Origin of the sequence: Glycomyces sp. NPDC049804, assembly GCF_040674615.1 — a bacterium.
Classification (GTDB): Bacteria; Actinomycetota; Actinomycetes; order Mycobacteriales; family Micromonosporaceae; genus Glycomyces; species Glycomyces niveus.
This window is the reverse complement of record NZ_JBFAMQ010000006.1, coordinates 46248-63887: the sequence shown is the minus strand read 5'-3', so window position 1 is coordinate 63887 and position 17640 is coordinate 46248. Positions and strand designations below refer to the sequence as shown.

Annotated in this window: 14 protein-coding genes; 9 read left to right on the top strand and 5 right to left on the bottom strand. The window is 69.6% G+C overall.

Annotation, left to right across the window (positions count from 1 at the left end; all coding sequences use genetic code 11):
* Positions 1 to 20 precede the first annotated feature (20 nt).
* Positions 21 to 1700, bottom strand: coding sequence for an extracellular solute-binding protein (locus AB0K52_RS11360; RefSeq protein WP_363529677.1), 1680 nt, complete (start codon positions 1698 to 1700; stop codon positions 21 to 23).
* A gap of 399 nt (positions 1701 to 2099) precedes the next feature.
* Positions 2100 to 3053 (bottom strand): glycoside hydrolase family 43 protein, encoded by a 954-nt coding sequence (locus AB0K52_RS11355; protein WP_363529674.1) that lies wholly within the window; start codon positions 3051 to 3053, stop codon positions 2100 to 2102.
* Positions 3054 to 3147: 94 nt separating this feature from the next.
* On the opposite strand from AB0K52_RS11355, the gene AB0K52_RS11350 reads away from it, so the two are divergent.
* Together AB0K52_RS11350 and AB0K52_RS11345 are read left to right on the top strand one after the other, a co-directional pair.
* Complete coding sequence (locus AB0K52_RS11350; RefSeq protein WP_363529672.1) at positions 3148 to 3294, top strand: hypothetical protein; 147 nt, start codon at positions 3148 to 3150, stop codon at positions 3292 to 3294.
* Between the two features lie 8 nt (positions 3295 to 3302).
* Positions 3303 to 4682, top strand: coding sequence for a glycoside hydrolase family 43 protein (locus AB0K52_RS11345; protein WP_363530553.1), 1380 nt, complete (start codon positions 3303 to 3305; stop codon positions 4680 to 4682).
* Positions 4683 to 4756: 74 nt separating this feature from the next.
* On the opposite strand, the gene AB0K52_RS11340 is transcribed toward AB0K52_RS11345, so the two are convergent.
* Both AB0K52_RS11340 and AB0K52_RS11335 read right to left on the bottom strand, forming a co-directional pair.
* The gene (locus AB0K52_RS11340; protein WP_363529669.1) at positions 4757 to 6067 is read right to left on the bottom strand and encodes a ricin-type beta-trefoil lectin domain protein; all 1311 of its coding nucleotides are present in this window, start codon (positions 6065 to 6067) and stop codon (positions 4757 to 4759) included.
* 269 nt (positions 6068 to 6336) lie between these two features.
* Entirely contained in the window at positions 6337 to 7104 is a 768-nt protein-coding gene (locus AB0K52_RS11335; protein ID WP_363529666.1) for a FadR/GntR family transcriptional regulator, read from the bottom strand.
* A 130-nt stretch (positions 7105 to 7234) separates the two neighbouring features.
* Between AB0K52_RS11335 and AB0K52_RS11330 the strand changes: the two genes are divergently transcribed.
* The 6 genes from AB0K52_RS11330 (at position 7235) to AB0K52_RS11305 (ending at position 15357) form a co-directional block, all read left to right on the top strand.
* Positions 7235 to 8503 (top strand): extracellular solute-binding protein, encoded by a 1269-nt coding sequence (locus AB0K52_RS11330; protein ID WP_363529663.1) that lies wholly within the window; start codon positions 7235 to 7237, stop codon positions 8501 to 8503.
* Complete coding sequence (locus tag AB0K52_RS11325; protein ID WP_363529660.1) at positions 8504 to 9466, top strand: sugar ABC transporter permease; 963 nt, start codon at positions 8504 to 8506, stop codon at positions 9464 to 9466.
* Entirely contained in the window at positions 9466 to 10293 is an 828-nt protein-coding gene (locus tag AB0K52_RS11320; RefSeq protein WP_363529657.1) for a carbohydrate ABC transporter permease, read from the top strand. Before AB0K52_RS11325 ends, AB0K52_RS11320 begins: the two co-directional genes overlap by 1 nt.
* A gap of 1 nt (position 10294) precedes the next feature.
* A complete protein-coding gene (locus tag AB0K52_RS11315; RefSeq protein WP_363529654.1) occupies positions 10295 to 11533 on the top strand; it encodes a mandelate racemase/muconate lactonizing enzyme family protein in 1239 nt (412 codons plus the stop codon).
* A gap of 35 nt (positions 11534 to 11568) precedes the next feature.
* On the top strand, positions 11569 to 13986 hold the full coding sequence (locus AB0K52_RS11310) for a ricin-type beta-trefoil lectin domain protein (RefSeq protein WP_363529652.1): 2418 nt from the start codon (positions 11569 to 11571) through the stop codon (positions 13984 to 13986).
* A gap of 159 nt (positions 13987 to 14145) precedes the next feature.
* The gene (locus AB0K52_RS11305; protein ID WP_363529649.1) at positions 14146 to 15357 is read left to right on the top strand and encodes an alpha-L-fucosidase; all 1212 of its coding nucleotides are present in this window, start codon (positions 14146 to 14148) and stop codon (positions 15355 to 15357) included.
* Between the two features lie 122 nt (positions 15358 to 15479).
* Here the strand turns inward: AB0K52_RS11305 and AB0K52_RS11300 are convergent, their stop codons facing one another.
* A complete protein-coding gene (locus tag AB0K52_RS11300) occupies positions 15480 to 16295 on the bottom strand; it encodes a helix-turn-helix domain-containing protein (RefSeq protein ID WP_363529646.1) in 816 nt (271 codons plus the stop codon).
* 109 nt (positions 16296 to 16404) lie between these two features.
* Here AB0K52_RS11300 and AB0K52_RS11295 point away from each other — a divergent pair, with 109 nt between their 5' ends.
* Positions 16405 to 17601, top strand: a complete 1197-nt coding sequence (locus AB0K52_RS11295; protein WP_363529643.1) for a Gfo/Idh/MocA family oxidoreductase — start codon at positions 16405 to 16407, stop codon at positions 17599 to 17601.
* Positions 17602 to 17640: the final 39 nt, after the last annotated feature.

Below are 17640 nucleotides of genomic sequence, written 5' to 3'. Positions count from 1 at the left end.
TCCCCGCCCCCGGTGGCGGACTAGGAGTTCTCCTCCTCGAAGCGGGTGCGGGCGGTGTTGATGAGGTCGACGTACTGCTGCAGGCCCTGGGCCTCGAGTTCGCCCACGTAGTCGTCCCACTCGGCGATGTCGCGCTCGCCGAGGATGAACTTCAGCGTGTTCGTGTCCACAGTGTCCTTGAGCGGGGTCGCCATCAGCGAGGACGACTCCAGCTCCGCCTCGTCCAGCGGGGCCGGCGGGTTCGGGTCGCGGGGGGTACGGCTCGAAAGCACGGCTTCGACATACTCGACGAAGGTGGGCGAGTTGTAGGACTCCTTCAGCGCCCGCGACTCGGACGAGTCGGCGAACACGGCGTTGGACCAGCCGAGGTCGCGCTGGATGTCCGTGGGCGCACCGGGGTTGATGTTGTAGGCGTTGAGGGAGAACTCCGGCTTGAGGGTGATCTTGCCGGAGGCGTCCTTGGTGTAGGTCTCGTCGAGCACGCCCCAGCGGATGAGCTCGCGGGCCTCCTGGTTGTAGTACAGCCAGTCGAGGAACTGCAGGATCGCGACGAAGTTCTCGGAGTCGGCGATCTCGGCGTTCAGCATGAAGCCGTTCCAGAAGTTGCGCGGCTCCACGATCTGGCCGGCCGGGCCGCCCGGCGGGGGGATCACGACGACCTCGTGGTTGCCTTCGCCGACCGTCTCGTTGAGGGCCTGCTGGAACTCGATCGCGGTGCCCGGCGAGCCGGACGCCGCGAACACGAGGTTGCCCGCGACCTTCTCGGTCACGCTGCCGCCGCCGCTGCCGTCGTTCGCCGCGGTCATCGAGTCGGTGTCGAGGAGGCCGTCCTCGACGAGGCCGCGGAAGAACTCGACCATCTGCTTGTAGCCCTCGGTCACGGCGGTGTACTCGAGCTTGCCCGAGCCGTCGTCCACCATGCCGTTGCCGAAGCCCCAGCCGGCCCGCGCGCCCCAGGCGTGGGAGGCGTAGTTCAGCATCGACGCGCCCTCGAAGCCGTCGGCGAGCGGCTTGGAGTCGGGGTACTTCTCCTTGATCTTGACCAGGGCCGCGCGCATCTCGTCCCAGGTCTGGGGCACGCCCGCGCCGACCTCTTCGAAGACGTCCTTGCGGATGACGACGGTGAAGACGGGGACCGAGACCTCCTGCAGGCCCGGCAGCATGTAGTACTTGCCGTCGGCCTGCTTGAGGTTGTCGACCATGTCGCCCAGGTCCCACTCCTCCACGTACTTCTGGAAGTTGGGCATGTGCTCGACGTAGTCGCTCATCGGCAGGATCGCGCCGGAGGAGACGAACGAGCTCTCGTCGCCGGTGTAGACCAGCGGGATGACCGTGGGCGCGTCGCCGGCGCTGATGAGGAGGCTGCGCTTCTCGGTGGCGTCACTGAACGGGATGTTCGTGACCTCCATCTTGACGTTGGTGCGCTTCTCGATCTCCTTGAAGAACTGCCACTGGTCGGTGATGGGAAGGTCCGGCCAGTCGGTCCACAGCACCGACAGGGTGAACGGCTCGGTGGCCGTGAACTGCATGTCGGCCGCGAAGTTCTCCATCGCGCCCTTGGACTGCGCTTCGACGTCGATCTCGGTGCCGCCGTCGTCGCTGCAGGCCGCGAGGGCGGCCGCACCGGTCGCGGCGAGCGAGAATCCGATAACCCTGCGACGGGTGGCTCCACTGGGCGTCCGCCCGAACACACTCGACATGTCTCTCCTCCTTGAGATGGCCCAAGACTTCGCCCCGTGCTTCTCTTCGGGCGGGCGAGGTTGCACTGCCGTAACGATCGAAACTTTCGGGGCTATTTCCGATAACTTCCAGAGCTTACGTACCACGAGCAGTGATGTCAATAAATCTCCCCCGGTGGCTTGAGAAATACGCAGCGTGACCTCGGGAAACATTCGGAAACCGCAACAAAGGGGACGGCGTGAGAGCGCCTTCCCGCAGGCCGCGCGGGGAATGCTGTCGGTCTCGGACCGTCTTGCCGGAAGGCCCGCCTTTCGGGCCGATTCGGCGGTTCGACGCCGTTCGACCGGGCGCCAGGCAAGCCTTCTCCAAAGCGGTCCGAGACTCAACCCGGTCAAGAAAAGACCGGAACTTTCAAAGGATCACGCCCAGGCCTTCGCGAGGCGCTCGTACTCCTCGGCGGTCACCGGAAGGACGACGCCGTGGCACGGGTCCGGCGGCAGCCGGAAGTCGGCGGCGGGGGTCCACTGCCCGCCCGCGAGGTCGTCGGTCTCGAAGGGCACGTACCGCCGCTCGAGGGTGAACTCGTCGATCCAGAGGTACCACTTGTCCTCGGTGTTCGACTTGTAGACGAGGGGGCCTTCACCCTGCTTGACCGCCCCGAGGCCGATGCCCTCGGCCAGCGGCGCCCACTCGGCGGCCGTGAGCGAGGCGGCGGTCTCGGAGAACACCGACTTGCCTTGCGGGGCAAGGCCGCCGCGCGCGCGCTCGTCCTTGAGGAAGCGGTAGTAGCGGCCGTCGTGGTCGATGACGGTGGCGTCGATCGTCTGCCAGCCGCGGTCGATCCACGTGCGCGCTTCCGAGAACTCCCGGAAGTCGCGGGTGAGGGCGTACATGATGCGGTTGTAGCTCTCGCCTTCATGGGAGGCGTCGGCGTAGACGGTCGAGGACCAGTGGACGAGGTAGGCCTCCTGCTCGGGGTCCCACACCGACTCGGGCGCCCAGGTGTTGCCGGCCTCGGGCGGCGCGACCTCGATCAGCCGGCCCTCGCCCCAGTCGACGAGGTCGCGCGACTCCCAGACCATGATCGAGCGGCTGCCCCATCGCTGCATCTCGTCCCAGTCGGTGCGCTCGAAGACCCGGAGGTCGGTCGCGACCATGAAGAACCGGTCGCCTTCCGGGGAGCGGACGATGTGCGGGTCGCGGACGCCGCGGTCGCCCAGGGTCGAGTACAGGACCGGCGCGCCGCCGTTGAGGTCGTCGAAGTGCAGGGGATCGTTGCCGTCGCTGAGGGCGAAGTGGATCTGCTCGCCGTCGGCGGACTCGCGCTTGAAATGCACGTAGAGGTAGCCCGCGAAGTCGGGTTGCGTGGTCATGGCGCTCCTGGAGATGTTCGGTTCCGGGGTTTTGTGAAGGATCACGATAGCCGCGCCGCTCGGCCCTGCCAAGGCCCCTAGAGGAAAAGATCAGATGACCGTAGGCATCGAGTTATTTACATACATGGACACTATGGATACCCTGAGCTCTAGTTTCCGTGCTTTCGATGAATTCATCGAAAGTTTCGAGGACGATCGCACGACTCCTGAGGCGCGTGAGCGCCGGAAAGGTTTCCCATGACGACCCGCATCCCGCGTCGGCGCAGGATCGCCGCGGCGCTCGTAGCCGCGTTCGCGGCGGCCTCGCTCAGCGCGACCGCCGATCCGTCGCCCGACCCGGCACAGGCCGACAACCCGATCATCCAGACCATCTACACCGCCGACCCCTCGCCGCTGGTCCACAACGGCCGGCTCTACCTCTACACCGGCCACGACGAGGACGGCTCGACCTGGTTCACCATGAAGGAGTGGCGGGTCTGGTCCACCGACGACATGGTCAACTGGACCGACCACGGCTCCCCGCTGAACCTCGACACCTTCTCCTGGGCCAGGCAGGACGCCTGGGCGGGCCAGGCCGTCGAGCGCAACGGCAAGTTCTACTGGTACGTCCCGGTCATCAACGACGCCACCGGCAGGCCCGCCATCGGCGTGGCCGTCGGCGACAGCCCCACCGGGCCGTTCCGGGACGCGCTCGGGCACCCGCTGGTCCAGAACGGCGAGATCGATCCCACGGTCTTCATCGACACCGACGGCCAGGCGTACCTCTACTGGGGCAACCCGAACCTCTGGTACGTGAAGCTCAACGCCGACATGGTCTCCTACTCGGGCGGGATCAACCGCATCCCGCTCACCACGCAGGGGTTCGGGACGCGGCCGAACAGCACCGACCGGCCCACCCTCTACGAGGAGGGGCCGTGGGTGTACAAGCGCAACAACCTGTACTACATGGTGTTCGCCGCCAGGTGCTGCTCGGAGTTCATCGCGTACTCGACGGCCCCGGGACCGACCGGGCCGTGGACGTACCGGGGCACGATCATGCCGACCCAGGGCTCCAGCTTCACCAACCACCCCGGAGTCATCGACTACAAGGGAGGGTCGTACTTCTTCTACCACAACGGCGCGCTGCCGGGCGGCGGCGGCTTCACGAGGTCGGTGGCCGTCGAGAAGTTCACCTACAACGCCGACGGGACCTTCCCGACCATCAACATGACCACGGCCGGGGCGCCGCAGGTGGGGACTCTCAACCCCTATGCGAGGCAAGAGGCCGAGACCATCGCGTGGGCGACCGGTGTCGAGACCGAGCGCTCCAGCGAGGGCGGCATGAACGTCGGGTGGATCGAGAACGGGGACTCCATCAAGGTCAAAGGCGTGGGCTTCGGCGCGGGCGCCAAGTCGTTCACCGCGCGGGTCGCCTCGGCGACCGGCGGGGGCGCGATCGAACTGCGGCTCGACGGACCGAACGGCCCGCTCGCGGGCCGGTGCACGGTCTCGGGGACCGGCGGCTGGCAGAACTGGTCGAACGTCTCCTGCCCGGTCACGGGCGCGACGGGAACGCGGGACCTGTACCTGAAGTTCACCGGCGGCAGCGGTTACCTCTTCAACGTGAACTGGTGGCAGTTCACCGCGTAAGCGGCTGCGGTGCAAAGGAACGGGCCTCCCTCTCGGGAGGCCCGTTCATTCATGCGAGGTACTCGCCCGACGGATCAGACGAAGGACCACTTCTGGCTCGAGGAGCCGTTGCAGCTGGCCAGGACCACACCCGTGCCGTTCGCGGTGCCGTTGTTCACGGTGCCCAGGCAGAGGCCCGACTGGACGCCGGTGACCGTGCCGTCGGCGTTCACGTTCCACTGCTGGTTCGCGCCGGTGTGGCAGTCCCAGATGATGACCCGGGTGCCGGGGGCCGTGCCCGCGCCCTCAGCGTCGAGGCACTTGCCGCCGTAGACGCTGAGCTGCTTCGACGCGGTGCGCGTCCACTGCTGGTTCGAGCCGGTGTGGCAGTCCCACAGCTGGGTGAGCGCGCCGTTCGACTGCGACTGGGCCGCGACGTCGAGGCAGCGGTTCGCCGCGGTGTTGCGGACCTGGTCGGTCTCGGCCGGCGGGGTCGAGGAGAACTGGCTGATGAAGTTCCAGACCTCGTTCTTGACCCAGCTGCGGGCGCCGCTCTCGCAGCCCGTGCAGCCGTCCACCGGACCCTGCTGGTGGCCGCCGTCGAACGCCGCCCACCGGACCGGGTAGCCGGCGCGGCACGAGTAGTTGGTGGTGATGTGGGTGCCACTGCCCGAGGCGGGCTCGCGCGGGCTCAGCGCCGCGCAACCGTTGTTCGCCACGAAGCGGTCGCGCATCGCGCGGGCGTTCGGCATGCTGTCGGTGACGCCCTGGATGCCGAAGTAGGCCACGGCCCCGGTGCCGCCGCTGCAGCCGCTGACCGGCCCCGGCACGGCGATCGCGATCACCGCGCGGAACACGGTCGGACGGGCGCACGCCAGCGCGTAGCTGATGGCCCCGCCGTAGCTGAAGCCGAGGGAGAACCGCTGCGACTCGTCGACGCAGAGGTCGGCTTCGATGCGCCGGATCATGTCGTCGAAGAAGACGATGTCCCGGCCGTTCGGGTTCGCCCAGGCGTTGTCGATGCCCTGGGGAGCGACGAAGATCGCGGAGCCGCCCGAGAGCGCGTCCAGGCCGTAGTGGGCGTAGACGGCGCCGTCGGAGCCGCCTCCGGCGACCTGCTGGGCGGTGCCGCCCCACCAGTGGTTGCCGAAGATGAGCTTGTGGGGCTTGTTGCGGTCGTAGCCGGTGGGGATCTTGAGGATGAAGCTGCGGTTGATGCCGCTGCTCTGGATGGTGTGGGTGCCGCTGGTGAGGGTGGGGGCCTTGCCGCAGCCGGCGCTGGCGGCGGCGGTGAAGTCCGCCGTGGACTGCTCAGGCGTCCCGGCGGCCTGCGCGGTCGCGCCTCCGGCCATCGCCATGACGATCGCGGCCGCGAGGCACGCGAGAACGGATCTGATTCTCGACATCGAAGGGAACTCCTTAGGTCAGGCTCGTCGGAGACCTGTGGGGCGGCATCGCATGAGAGGGTCCGTTGCGGAAATGCGGCCCGACGCCGGTTGAGATCGCTCCCAAGCCGGGCGGGGATCAGGCCGTACGGTGCCTTGAATATCGATGTGAGTCTATATAGATTGGATGTATGCGGTCAATACCCGAGGCGGTGGAGAAGTTTGCCGGAGTATGTCCACCGGTTGCGGCGCAAGACATCCGACCACTCGGCGTACCTCCGGAGGCCCGGTCAGCGCGCCAGGCGGTCCGGGTCGCCCTGCTCGCCGCGGCGCACCAGCCACGCGTCCGTGATATGGGCGAACATGGCCTCGGCCGCGCCCTCGGGGTCGCGGGCGGCGATGCGCTCGAAGATGCGGCGGTGGCCCCGGTTCGAGGCCTCGCACAGGGCGCGCTCGGTCTTTCCCATATAGCTGGCGGTGTTGATGACCTGGCTTTCGAGCGAGCGGACGACGGCGCGCGCGATGCGGTTGCCGGAGGCGCGCATGACCGTGTCGTGGAAGGCGCGGTCGTGCTCGTGGTAGGAGGCGGGGTCGTCCACGAGCGCGTCCATGCGGTCGACCAGGTCGCGCATGCGGGCGACGGCCGCCTCGTCGGCGGCGCGGGCCGCGACCTGCGCCATGTCGGACTCGAGGAGGCGGCGGGTGACGACGAGGTCGTCCAGGATGCCGAGGGTCGCGTCGTCCTCGATGGTCTCGGCGAGCACCGCTCCGTCGAGCAGGTTCCAGGAGGTCGAGGGCAGCACGGCGGTGCCGGAGCCCTGCCGGATCTGGACCAGGCCCTTCTCCTGGAGGACCTTCACGGCCTCGCGGATCACGGTGCGGCTCACCGAGAACGCGGCGCAGAGGGCGTGCTCGGCGGGCAGGGTCGAGCCGGGCGGGTAGTCGCCGCGCACCACCCGCCGCACCAGCTCCTCGGTGACGGCCTTGGCCAGGTTGGCGGGCCGCCGCGACCATGCGGGCGGGGCGGGCTCTTCGGTGATGGGGCGGTGCAGTGCCATCGGTCCTCCGTCGGGGCTCGCGGGCAAGTATACGGCATCACTCCATTGACGTAAGACGTCATACAAGTTATGTTTACCGCGATCCTGTGAGCCGGACCCCTCCGGCGCCCCTACAGAGAGTGATCTAGCGATGAAGCGACGAGCACTGTGGTCGACCGCCCTGATAGCACCCCTCGCGCTGTACGGATGCGGCAGCGCCGCCGGACCGGACTCCGGTTCGGGAGGCGACAGCGGCACCCTCGTGGTCTGGGACTGGAAATCCGGCGACGCGACCGCGACCTCCTATGTGGAAGCGGCGAAGGCCGACTTCGCCGCGAAGCACCCGGACGTCGAGGTCGAGTTCGTGGCCCAGCCGTTCGACCAGTACTACAACCTGCTCGGCACGGCCATCCAGTCCGGCGAGGGCCCCGACGTCATGCTGTTCAACGGCGGCGGGCAGCTGCGCGAGCGCACCGACGCGCTGCTCCCGCTCGAGGACTACCTCGCCGAGGACATGGACCGCCTGGCCGGCTGGGAGGCGTTCTCCGCCGACGGCCACGTCTACGCCGCCCCCGTGACCCTGCAGGGCCACCCGATCTACTACAACAAGGCGCTCTACACCGAGGCCGGGCTCGACCCCGAGGCCCCCGCCGCCACCTGGGACGACTTCCTCGCCGACTGCGCCCAGATCGAGGAGGCCACCGGCGCGAACTGCTTCGCCCTGGGCAACAAGGAGGGCATCGGCATCCAGTTCTTCCTCTCCGGGATGGGACCGGGCGTGCTGGGCCCCGAGGAGTACGACGCGTGGATCGCCGGCGACCGCGACTGGACCTCCCCCGACGTCAAGCGCCTCTTCGAGATGTGGGTCGAGGCCGAGCAGGCCGGGCTCAACAACGACGGCGTCAACTCCACCGCGATGTTCAACGACGAGTTCGCGATCTTCGACGCCGGGGACGCCGCCCACGTCATCGGGCTCATGTCCGATGTGGGCCACTGGAAGGACTTCGCCGAGTTCATCGGCCCCGAGAACGTCGGCGTCATGCCCGCCCCGCTCGCGAACCCCGCGGCCGAGCCGAGCCTGCCGTACGACGGCGGCATCGGCTACGGCGTCGCCGAATGGACCGAGGACCCCGAACTCGCGGCCGACCTCGTCCGCTCCCTGTCCTCGACCGCAGCGCTCGAGGCGTTCTACGCCGACGCCGGCGCCATCGCCGCCGACACCACGATCGACGCCTCCAGCTCCGGCCCCGCCACCGCGGCCATCGTCGACCAGCTGCAGACCGGCAAGCCCGCCCTGCACGTCGCGCTCTCGGCCGAGACCCTGGAGCTCATGGGGCGGCTCTCGCAGCAGCTCCTGAGCGGATCGGTCACCGTCGACGACGCGCTGGCCCAACTCGCCGAGAGCGACCAGGCGGGCTAGATGCCGACCGCCACCACCGACTCGCCGGTCCGGACTGCGCTCCGGACCGGCCCCGTAACCCCGCGGCGCCGCGCGAGATCCGGGCGCGGCGCCGCGGGCCGGTCCCGGGCGGAGCGGCTCGCGCCGTACGTCCTCGTCGCCCCCGCGGCGCTCATCATCGCCGTGTTCCGCCTGTACCCCTTGGGACTCGGCGTGAACTTCTCCTTCACCGGCGACGGCGACCGCAACGGGCAGGCCGTCGGCCTGGACAACTACGCGGCGCTGTTCGAGGACCCGCTGTTCCTCGCGTCCATGAAGAACGTGGGGCTGCTCGTGCTGCTCCTGCCGGTGGCCGTGGCCATCCCGGGGCTCCTCGCCACCTTCATCTACCTGCGCGTGCCCGGGCACCGCGTGTACCGGAGCGTCTACTTCTTCCCCGCCGTCCTCTCCCCCGTCATCATCGGCGCGATCTTCAACCTCCTGCTGGCCTTCGACGGACCCGCCAACGCGCTGCTCGGCGCGGTCGGCCTCGGGCCGGTCGACTGGCTCGGCGACCCCGGCATAGCCATGTACGCCGTTGTGGGCGTGCACATCTGGGCGACCTTCGGCATGGCGCTCGTGGTGTTCCTGGCCGGATTCGCGACCTTGGACGCCTCCCTCATCGACGCGGCGCGCGTCGACGGCGCGTCGCTGCCGCGCGTGGTGCGGCACGTGATCGCACCCGGACTCTCGCGCACCATCCAGTTCGTCGTCGTCACCACCATGATCGGGATGCTCACCTCGATGTTCGGCTTGCTGTACGTGATGACCGGCGGCGGCCCGGAGGGCTCGACCTACCTGCCCGAGTACTACATCTGGTTCCAGCAGGGCCAGATGGGCCGCCCGGCACTCGCCTCCGCGGCGTCCACCGTCCTCTTCGGCGTGATGCTCGTGGTCGGCCTCGCCCAGATCGCGGTACTGCGCCGCGCCGGGAGGGAGGACTGATGAACGCCCTCCGCGCCGGCCGCTGGCTCGCCGCGATCCCCATGGCCGCCTTGGCGATCGCCACCGTCTACCCCCTCGTCTTCACCGCCAACGTCGCCATGAAGACCCGGCACGAGTACGTGCTCGACCGCTTCGCCCCCGCCGAGGGACTGCGCTGGGACGCGTTCGCGACCGCGTGGACCAGCGCCGACATGGGCCGGTACCTCGCCAATTCGCTGATCGTCGTCGGCGGCGCGGTCGCGCTGCTGCTGCTCTTCGGGTCGATGGCCGGGTTCGCCTTGAGCCAGTTGCGGTTCCGCGGCTCGCGGGCGCTGTATCTGGCGTGCCTCGCGGCGCTGTTCATCCCGTTCCAGGTCATCATGGTCCCGCTCGCGCGGACCATGGGCCAGGCCGGGCTCGTCGACACCTACCCGGGGCTGATCCTCGCGTACACCGCGCAGTTCCTGCCGTTCACGGTCTTCCTCATGACCAGCTACTACAGCGGCATCCCGGCCGAGATCGCGGACGCGGCGCGGATCGACGGGAACTCCGCGTACGGGGTGTACGGGCGGATCATGCTGCCGCTGGGGCGCCCGGCGCTCTTGTCGGTGGGCATCCTCAACGCCCTGTTCTGCTGGAACGACGTGCTCATCGCGCTGCTGCTCATGCCCTCGGCCGAGCACCGCACCCTCATGGTCGGGGTGACCTCGCTGCGCGGCCAGTACTCCGCGGACATCCCCACGTTCGCCGGGGGCGTGCTCATCGCGGCCCTGCCGGTGCTCGTGCTCTACCTCTGCTTCCAGCGCCAGATCGCCACCGGCGTGACGGCCGGCTCCACGAAGGGATGACATGCGGATCACCGGCTATCGCACGCTGACGACGATCCAGGAATGGGCGCGACCCGTCGGCGACGCCAACGGCGTCTTCGCCGACGGCGTCACCACCGTCCCGCTCGTCCTGGTGGACACCGACGAGGGCCTCACCGGCGTCGGCATCGGCTCGCACGCCGAGATCGAGCAGGTCTTCGCGGGCGTGGAGGGCGAGGACCCGCGCGCCGTCACCGCACTGTACGACCGGATGCTGCGGCGCGCCTTCAAGGCCGGGCACGCGGGCGCGGTGTTCGCGACGATCGGCGCGCTCGACACGGCCCTGTGGGACCTCAAGTCGCAGGCCGCCGACGAGCCGCTGTGGCGGTTCCTCGGCGGCAGGGACCGGATCGTGCCCGCCTACGCGTCCGGGCTCGACATCGGCCTCGGCGACGAGGACCTGGCCGCGGCCTACCGCGTCTACGCCGAACGCGGCCTGCGGGCCGCCAAGCTCAAGGGCGGCCTCGACGTGGAGGCCGATCGGCGCCGGCTCGGCATCGTGCGGGATGTGCTCATCGAGGCGGGCACCCCGCGGCCGGGGCTCATGCTCGACGCGAACGAGACGTGGTCGCGCAAGCAGGCCGTGCGCCACGTGCGCGAGATCGAGTCCGCTTTGGATCTGGTGTGGATCGAGGAGCCCGTGCGGCGCTGGGACGCCGAAGGCCTGGGCGTCGTGCAGCGGGGCGTGCGCGCGGCCGTCGCCACCGGCGAGAACCTCACCGGGCTCGAGCAGTACCGCCCGCTCCTGCAGGCGGGCGCGGTCGACGTCGTCCAGGCCGCCGCCGTCGGCGGCATCACGCACTTCCTGCGGGTCGCCGCGCTCGCCCACGCATTCGACCTGCCGGTGAGCCCCATCGGGAACATCCCGGTGGGCCTGCTCCACGCCGCCTCGTCCGTCCCCAACCACCTCGTCAGCGAGCTGCAGGACCTGCGCCCGCCCGTCGGCGTCACCGCCGACCTCGACATCGAGGACGGCGCGTTCGTCCTCGGCGACACCCCCGGACTGGGACTCACCGTCCACGCCGGGGCCATCGCCGGGCTGGGCCGCGTGCCCCGCCCGGCGGACCCGGCCGGACCGGGCGTACGGCCCGCCCGCGCCGGACTGCAACTGCTGGCGACCACCATCAGCGCGCAGCACGACACGATCGACCGATCCCCTGCCCGCCGCGGACTGGAGGAGACCGAGGCGCCGCCCGCCTCGCGGCGCGCACCCGCCACCTGACCGACCGCCTCGCCAATGAAGGAAAGGCACGACCCATGCGGCACTCACCCCCACTGCGGTCCCCCAAGAAGAGGCTCACCGCACTCGCTGCGGCCCTGCTTCTCGCCGTCGCCGGGGCCCTCGCGGCCCTCGGCGCTTCCCCGGCACAAGCGCAGACCGCCTACACCTACTACGTCTCCCCCAACGGCAACGACAGCAACACGGGCAGCTCGACCCAGCCGCTCAAGACCCTGACCGAGGCCCAGCGGCGGGCCCGGCAGTCCGCCGCGGCGGGCGACGGCGACGTCACCGTCACCCTCCTCGCCGGCACCTACCGGCTCACCAGCCCGCTGCGGTTCAACGCGACCGACAACGGCCGCAACGGCCACACCGTGACCTGGAAGGCCGCCGACGGGGCCGCCCCCGTCGTCACCGGCGCGCAGCCCGTCACCGGCTGGGTCCTCGACGACGCCGCCACCGGGATCTACCGGGCCGACGTCGGCACCGGGTTCGACACCCGGCAGCTCTACGTCGACGGCGTGCTCGCCCCGCGGGCCCGCACCCGCATCGCGAACACGGACCTGACCCTGACCTCCACCGGGTTCACCCTCAACAACGCCAACTTCGACTACCTCGCCTCGCTCCCCGACAAGCAGCGCATCGAACTCCAGGGCCTGCTGTCCTTCACCAACCGGTTCACGCCGGTGCAGAGCATCAGCGGTCGCACGGTGACGATGCAGCAGCCCGCGTGGAACAACAACACCTACGGGTACGACACGATGCAGAACCCGTTCCGCACCCCGCAGTACTACCTGCTCAACTCCAAGCGCTTCCTCGACCAGGGCGGCGAATGGTACCTGGACACGACCGCCGGAAGGCTCTATTACAAGCCGCTCGCGGGCCAGAACATGGCGAACGCCAAGGTCGAACTGCCGCGCCTGGAGACGCTGGTCGAAGTCGGCGGCACGTACGACGCGCCGGTGCGCGCGCTCGAATTCTCCGGGCTGACCTTCACCGGCACCAGCTGGCTGGACTCCAGCTCCAACAACGGGTACGCGAACCAGCAGACCGGCACGTTCATCACCGGCGTGCAGCAGCACCGGCCCGCCGACGCGTTCACCTCCTGCCGCTCCGGCTGCAAGGGCTTCGAAGCCGCGCGCAACGGCTGGGCGCAGGTCCCCGCCGCGGTGCAGGTCTCCGCCGCCGACGGCATCACCTTCAGCGGCAACACCTTCAGGAACCTCGGCTCCGTCGACCTGGGCATCGGCAACGACGCCAACGCCCATTCCACCGGCGTCGGCCTCGGCGCCAAGAACATCAAGGTCACCGGCAACACCTTCACCGCGGGTGCAGGCGGCGGCATCGTGGTCGGCGGGGTCCGCCCCGACGCCCACCACCCGTCCGACCCGCGGATGATCAACAGCGACATCCTGATCAGCGACAACAGGGTGCACGACACGGCACTGGAGTACCTCGACCAGGTCGCCATCCTCGCCACGTACGGCACCCGGGTCACGATCGACCACAACTACGTCTCCGACATGCCGTACAGCGGCATCAACGTCGGATTCGGTTGGGGCGCCAACGATCCGGGCGGCAGCCCCGAATACCTCAACCGGGGCCTCTACGACTACCAGCCGATCTACCAGACGCCCACGACCTCGCAGTACGTGAACGTCACCGGCAACCATGTGCGCAACGTCGTGGAGACGCTGTTCGACGCCGGCTGCATCTACTCGCTCTCGGCCCACCCGAACAGCTCCATCACCGGAAACCACTGCGAGAACAGCGGCCAGCTCGGCATGTACTTCGACGAGGGCTCGCGGTACTTCAACCTGTCCGGCAACGTCTTCCGCAACACGTACGGCCAGTGGGCGCACGCCAACAACCAGAGCGGCAACCTCACCGGCAACATGTCCGTCACCGGGAACTTCACCACGAACCCGGCGATCACCGGGCTCGTGGACGGCCAGCGCGGCAACACCGTCAGGAACAACACCACGTTCAGCGCCGGCTCGATCCCGGCCGAGGCCTCCCGGATCATCGCGAACGCGGGGCCGCGTGACGGCGGCGGCGGTTCGACCACGGGCGCGCTGCGGTCGGCGGCTTCGAACCGGTGCCTGGACGTGCCGAACCAGTCGACGACGAACGGCACCCAGGTGCAGATCTACGACTGCTGGAACGGCGCGAACCAGCAGTGGACCTACACCGCCGCAGGCGAACTCACGGTGTACGCGGACGGGAACCGGCGATGCCTGGACGCCTCGGGCGGCGGGACGGCGAACGGGACGGCGGCGATCATCTGGACCTGCCACGGCGGTGCGAACCAGAAGTGGAACCGCAACGCTGACGGCACGATCACCAGTTCGTCGGGGCTGTGCCTCGATGTGGCGGGCGCGGCGACCGCGAACGGCACCAAGGTGCAGCTGTGGAGCTGCACGGGCGGCTCCAACCAGCGGTGGACGCTGGGCTGAGCCCTGCTGACAGCCGACGGCGCGGCCTGCCGGGGCCGCGCCGTCGGCGTGTCCGGCCGTGGTGAAAACCGACCACCAGTCGGTGAATGCCCCCCTTCCGGTCGCAGGTCTGCGGGCCTAGGCTCGACCCGGACTGACGCTGCGAAAGGACTACCGACCATGACTGGTGCGCACCGCGAGAACCTGCCCGAGTGGGCCCGGGAGGCGAGCTTCGGCATCTTCATCCACTGGGGGGCGTACTCGGTCCCGGCGTGGGCCGAGCCGATCGGCGCCCTGGGCACGATCCCGGACGGCGAGTGGTTCGGGCACAACCCCTACGCCGAGTGGTACGCGAACACGATCCGCATCGAGGGCTCGCCCGCGGCGGCGCACCACGCGGAGACCTACGGGTCGGCGCCCTATGAGGACTTCCTCGACCAGTGGCGGGCCGAGGCGTACGACCCGGCCGACTGGGCGCGGCTGTTCTCCAGCCTGGGCGCGGACTACGTGATCCCCGTGACCAAGCACCACGACGGGATCACGCTGTGGGAGGCGCCCGGCAGCGAAGGGTTCAACACCGTCGACCGCGGCCCGAAGCGCGACCTGATCAGCCCGCTCGCGGAAGCGGTGCGCGCGGAGGGCATGCGCTTCGGCGTCTACTACTCGGGCGGCATCGACTGGTCGGTCTCCGACTACCCGCCGATCGAGAACGTCCCGCAGCTGTTCACCCTCTGCGTGGAGCCCGACCCCGGGTACGCGGCCACCGCGACCGCCCACGTCCGCGACCTCATCGACCGCTACCGGCCCTCGGTGCTGTGGAACGACATCGGCTGGCCCGACGCGGGCAAGGAGAACGGATCGCTCGCCGAGCTGATGGAGCACTACCGCGGCACGGTCCCCGACGGCATCGTCAACGACCGCTGGGGCGCGGAGGTCTGGGACTACCGCACCAGCGAGTACTCCGCTTCGACGGAGAACGAGGACGGCATCGGCTGGGAGAACAACCGCGGCCTCGGATACTCGTTCGGCTACAACCGCATCGAAGACGAGTCGGAGACGATGAGCCCGCGCCAGGTGGCGGAGCTCTACTCCGACGTGGTCTCGCGCGGCGGGCGGCTCCTGCTCAACGTCGGCCCGGACGCGTCCGGGCGGATCCCGGACGTGCAGCGGCGCACGCTCGAGGGCGTCGCCGAGTGGATGCGGGCGATCAAGCCCTACACGACCGACCGGAGCTTCCCCGGCGGCGACAAGGTCACCGTCTCCGCCGAAGGCGACGCCTGGTTCCGGTCCTGGGCGAGCGGCGACCGGCTCGTCGTCGTCGCCGACCGGCCCGACGCCCTGAAGATCGACGCGCCCGGCTTCGAGGTCGTGGCGATCACGCTGCCTGAATAAGTGCGGTGGACGGGCCGGGGCAGAGCGGCCGGCCTGTGAGCGCGGCGAGGCCGTGCTCACCGGCCGCCCCGCCCCGGCCTTTCGTCGTTCCCTGACTTGCCGGCCGCCGCCCTTCCCGGCGCTCACTGATGCTGACGGCGGTACGCGGCCGGCGGCACGCCGCATTCGGTCTTGAACGCGGTGTAGAAGCGGCTCACGGAGCTGAAACCCGATTCGGCGGCGACGTCGACGATCGGCAGGTCGGTGGTGATGAGCAGTCGGCGGCCTTCGGCGAGGCGGCAGCGGGTCAGGTAGTCGCCGATCGTGGTGCGCACGATCTTGCGGAAGTGCGTCATCGCGTAGTTCGGGTGGAGGTTCGCCGCGGCGGCCACATCGGCCACCGTCAGCGGCTCGCGGAAGTGCCCGGCCAGGTGGCGCACCATGGCGACGACGTGCCGCAGCGCCGGGTCGCCGCCGGTGTACGGGCGCACCGGCTCGCCCGGCGCGTCGAGCGCGAGGCGGCGCACCCGCGCCTCGACCTCGAGCAGGAGGATGCGGCGGCGCTCGGGCTGAGCGCTGGCCAGGTCGGCGGCCCACTGCGTGAAGTTCGCCGGGTCCGATGCCATTGCGGCCGTGGGCGGGGCGATGAGCGGCATGCCGGAGAGCAGGCGGCCGACGAGGGCGGCGGGCAGGCCCCAGCCCAGGAAGGTCGCGAACGGCACGTGGACCCAGTGCGCCCGGGTCGCGCCGTTCGCGACGAGCTGGTGCGGCACGGCCGCCCAGAAGGCCGCAACGGAACCGGGTCCGATCTCCACGGGTTCGCCGCCGAAGAGGTAGAGCATGGTGCCGCCCTCGGCCACGAAGTTGATCTCGAGGTCGTCGTGCTGGTGGGCGGTGTCCATGAGGACGGGGCGCCCGGCCCAGCCCACCAGGCGGGGCGGTTCGATCTGAGTATCCAAGAAACACTCGCTCGTTTCGATGAAGACTTCTCGGATCAGAACCTATACGTTCGTGGCGGCGTCCGGCACCGGCCGTTCGGCCACACACCTGCAATGAAGGAGCTTCTCCGTGTTCGCTATCGGCATCGTCGGGGCCGGGCAGTTCGCCGGCGCTTTCGCGAAACTGTTCAACGCGCATCCCGGCGTCTCCCGCGTCACCGCCACCGACCTGATCCCCGAGCGGGCCGCGACCCTCGTCGGGGACCTCGGGCTGGCCGGCGCGGAGGAGGACTTCGACGCGATGCTCGCCTCTGATGTGGACGCCGTCGCGATCTTCACGCAGCGGTGGACCCACGGGCCGCTCGTCGTCAAGGCGCTGCGCGCGGGCAAGCACGTGTACTGCGCGGTGCCGATGGCGTTCACCGTCGATGAGATCGGCGAGATCATCGACGCGGTCAAGGAGACCGGCCTGACCTACATGATGGGCGAGACCAGCCAGTACCACCCGGCCACGGTGCTCGCCCGGCAGAAGGCGGCCGAGGGCGGGTTCGGCCGCCTCTTCTACGCCGAGGGCGACTACCTGCACGACATGGACCACGGCTTCTACGCGGCGTACCAGTACAGCGGCGGCGCCGACTGGAAGAAGACCGCGAGCTTCCCGCCCATGAAGTACCCCACGCACGCCGTCGGCGGCGTCCTCGGCGCCTGGAACACGCACGCGGTGAGCGTCAGCGCGATCGGCGTGCCCGACCAGCTCGGCGACGGCGTCTTCGACAAGGAGGTGAGCATGTTCGACAACGACATCTCGAACGCCACCGCGCTGTTCGAGACCGCCGACGGGGGCAGCTTCCGCACCAACGAGTTCCGCCGCATCGGCCTCGCCCACTGGATCCCCGAGTCCCGGTTCGTCTTCTACGGCACCGAGGGCATCCTCGAGCAGGGCTCCCGCACCAGCTTCTGGCACCAGAAGTCCGAGGACCTGCAGGACGTCACCGAACTGCTCAAGCCCGGCTGGGCGACCGGCGCCGACGACCCGGTCCTGGCCAAGGTCGACCCGGCGCTGCACGACTCGTTCATCTCCGGCCACGCGCCCGTCCACGACACCTCGGCGCTGCCGGTCGAGTTCAAGGGGCTCGGCAACGGCCACATGGGAAGCCACCAGCTCCTGGTGAACGACTTCGTGACGGCCGTGAACGAGCAGACCCTCCCGACCGTGAACGCCTGGGTGGCGGCGCGGTACACGCTCCCCGGCATCGTGGCCCACGAATCGGCGCTGCGCGGCGGCGAGCGGATCCGCATCGAGGACTTCGGCGACGCCCCGCAGTAGCGGTCACGTACGACAGCCCCTGGCGACAACGCCAGGGGC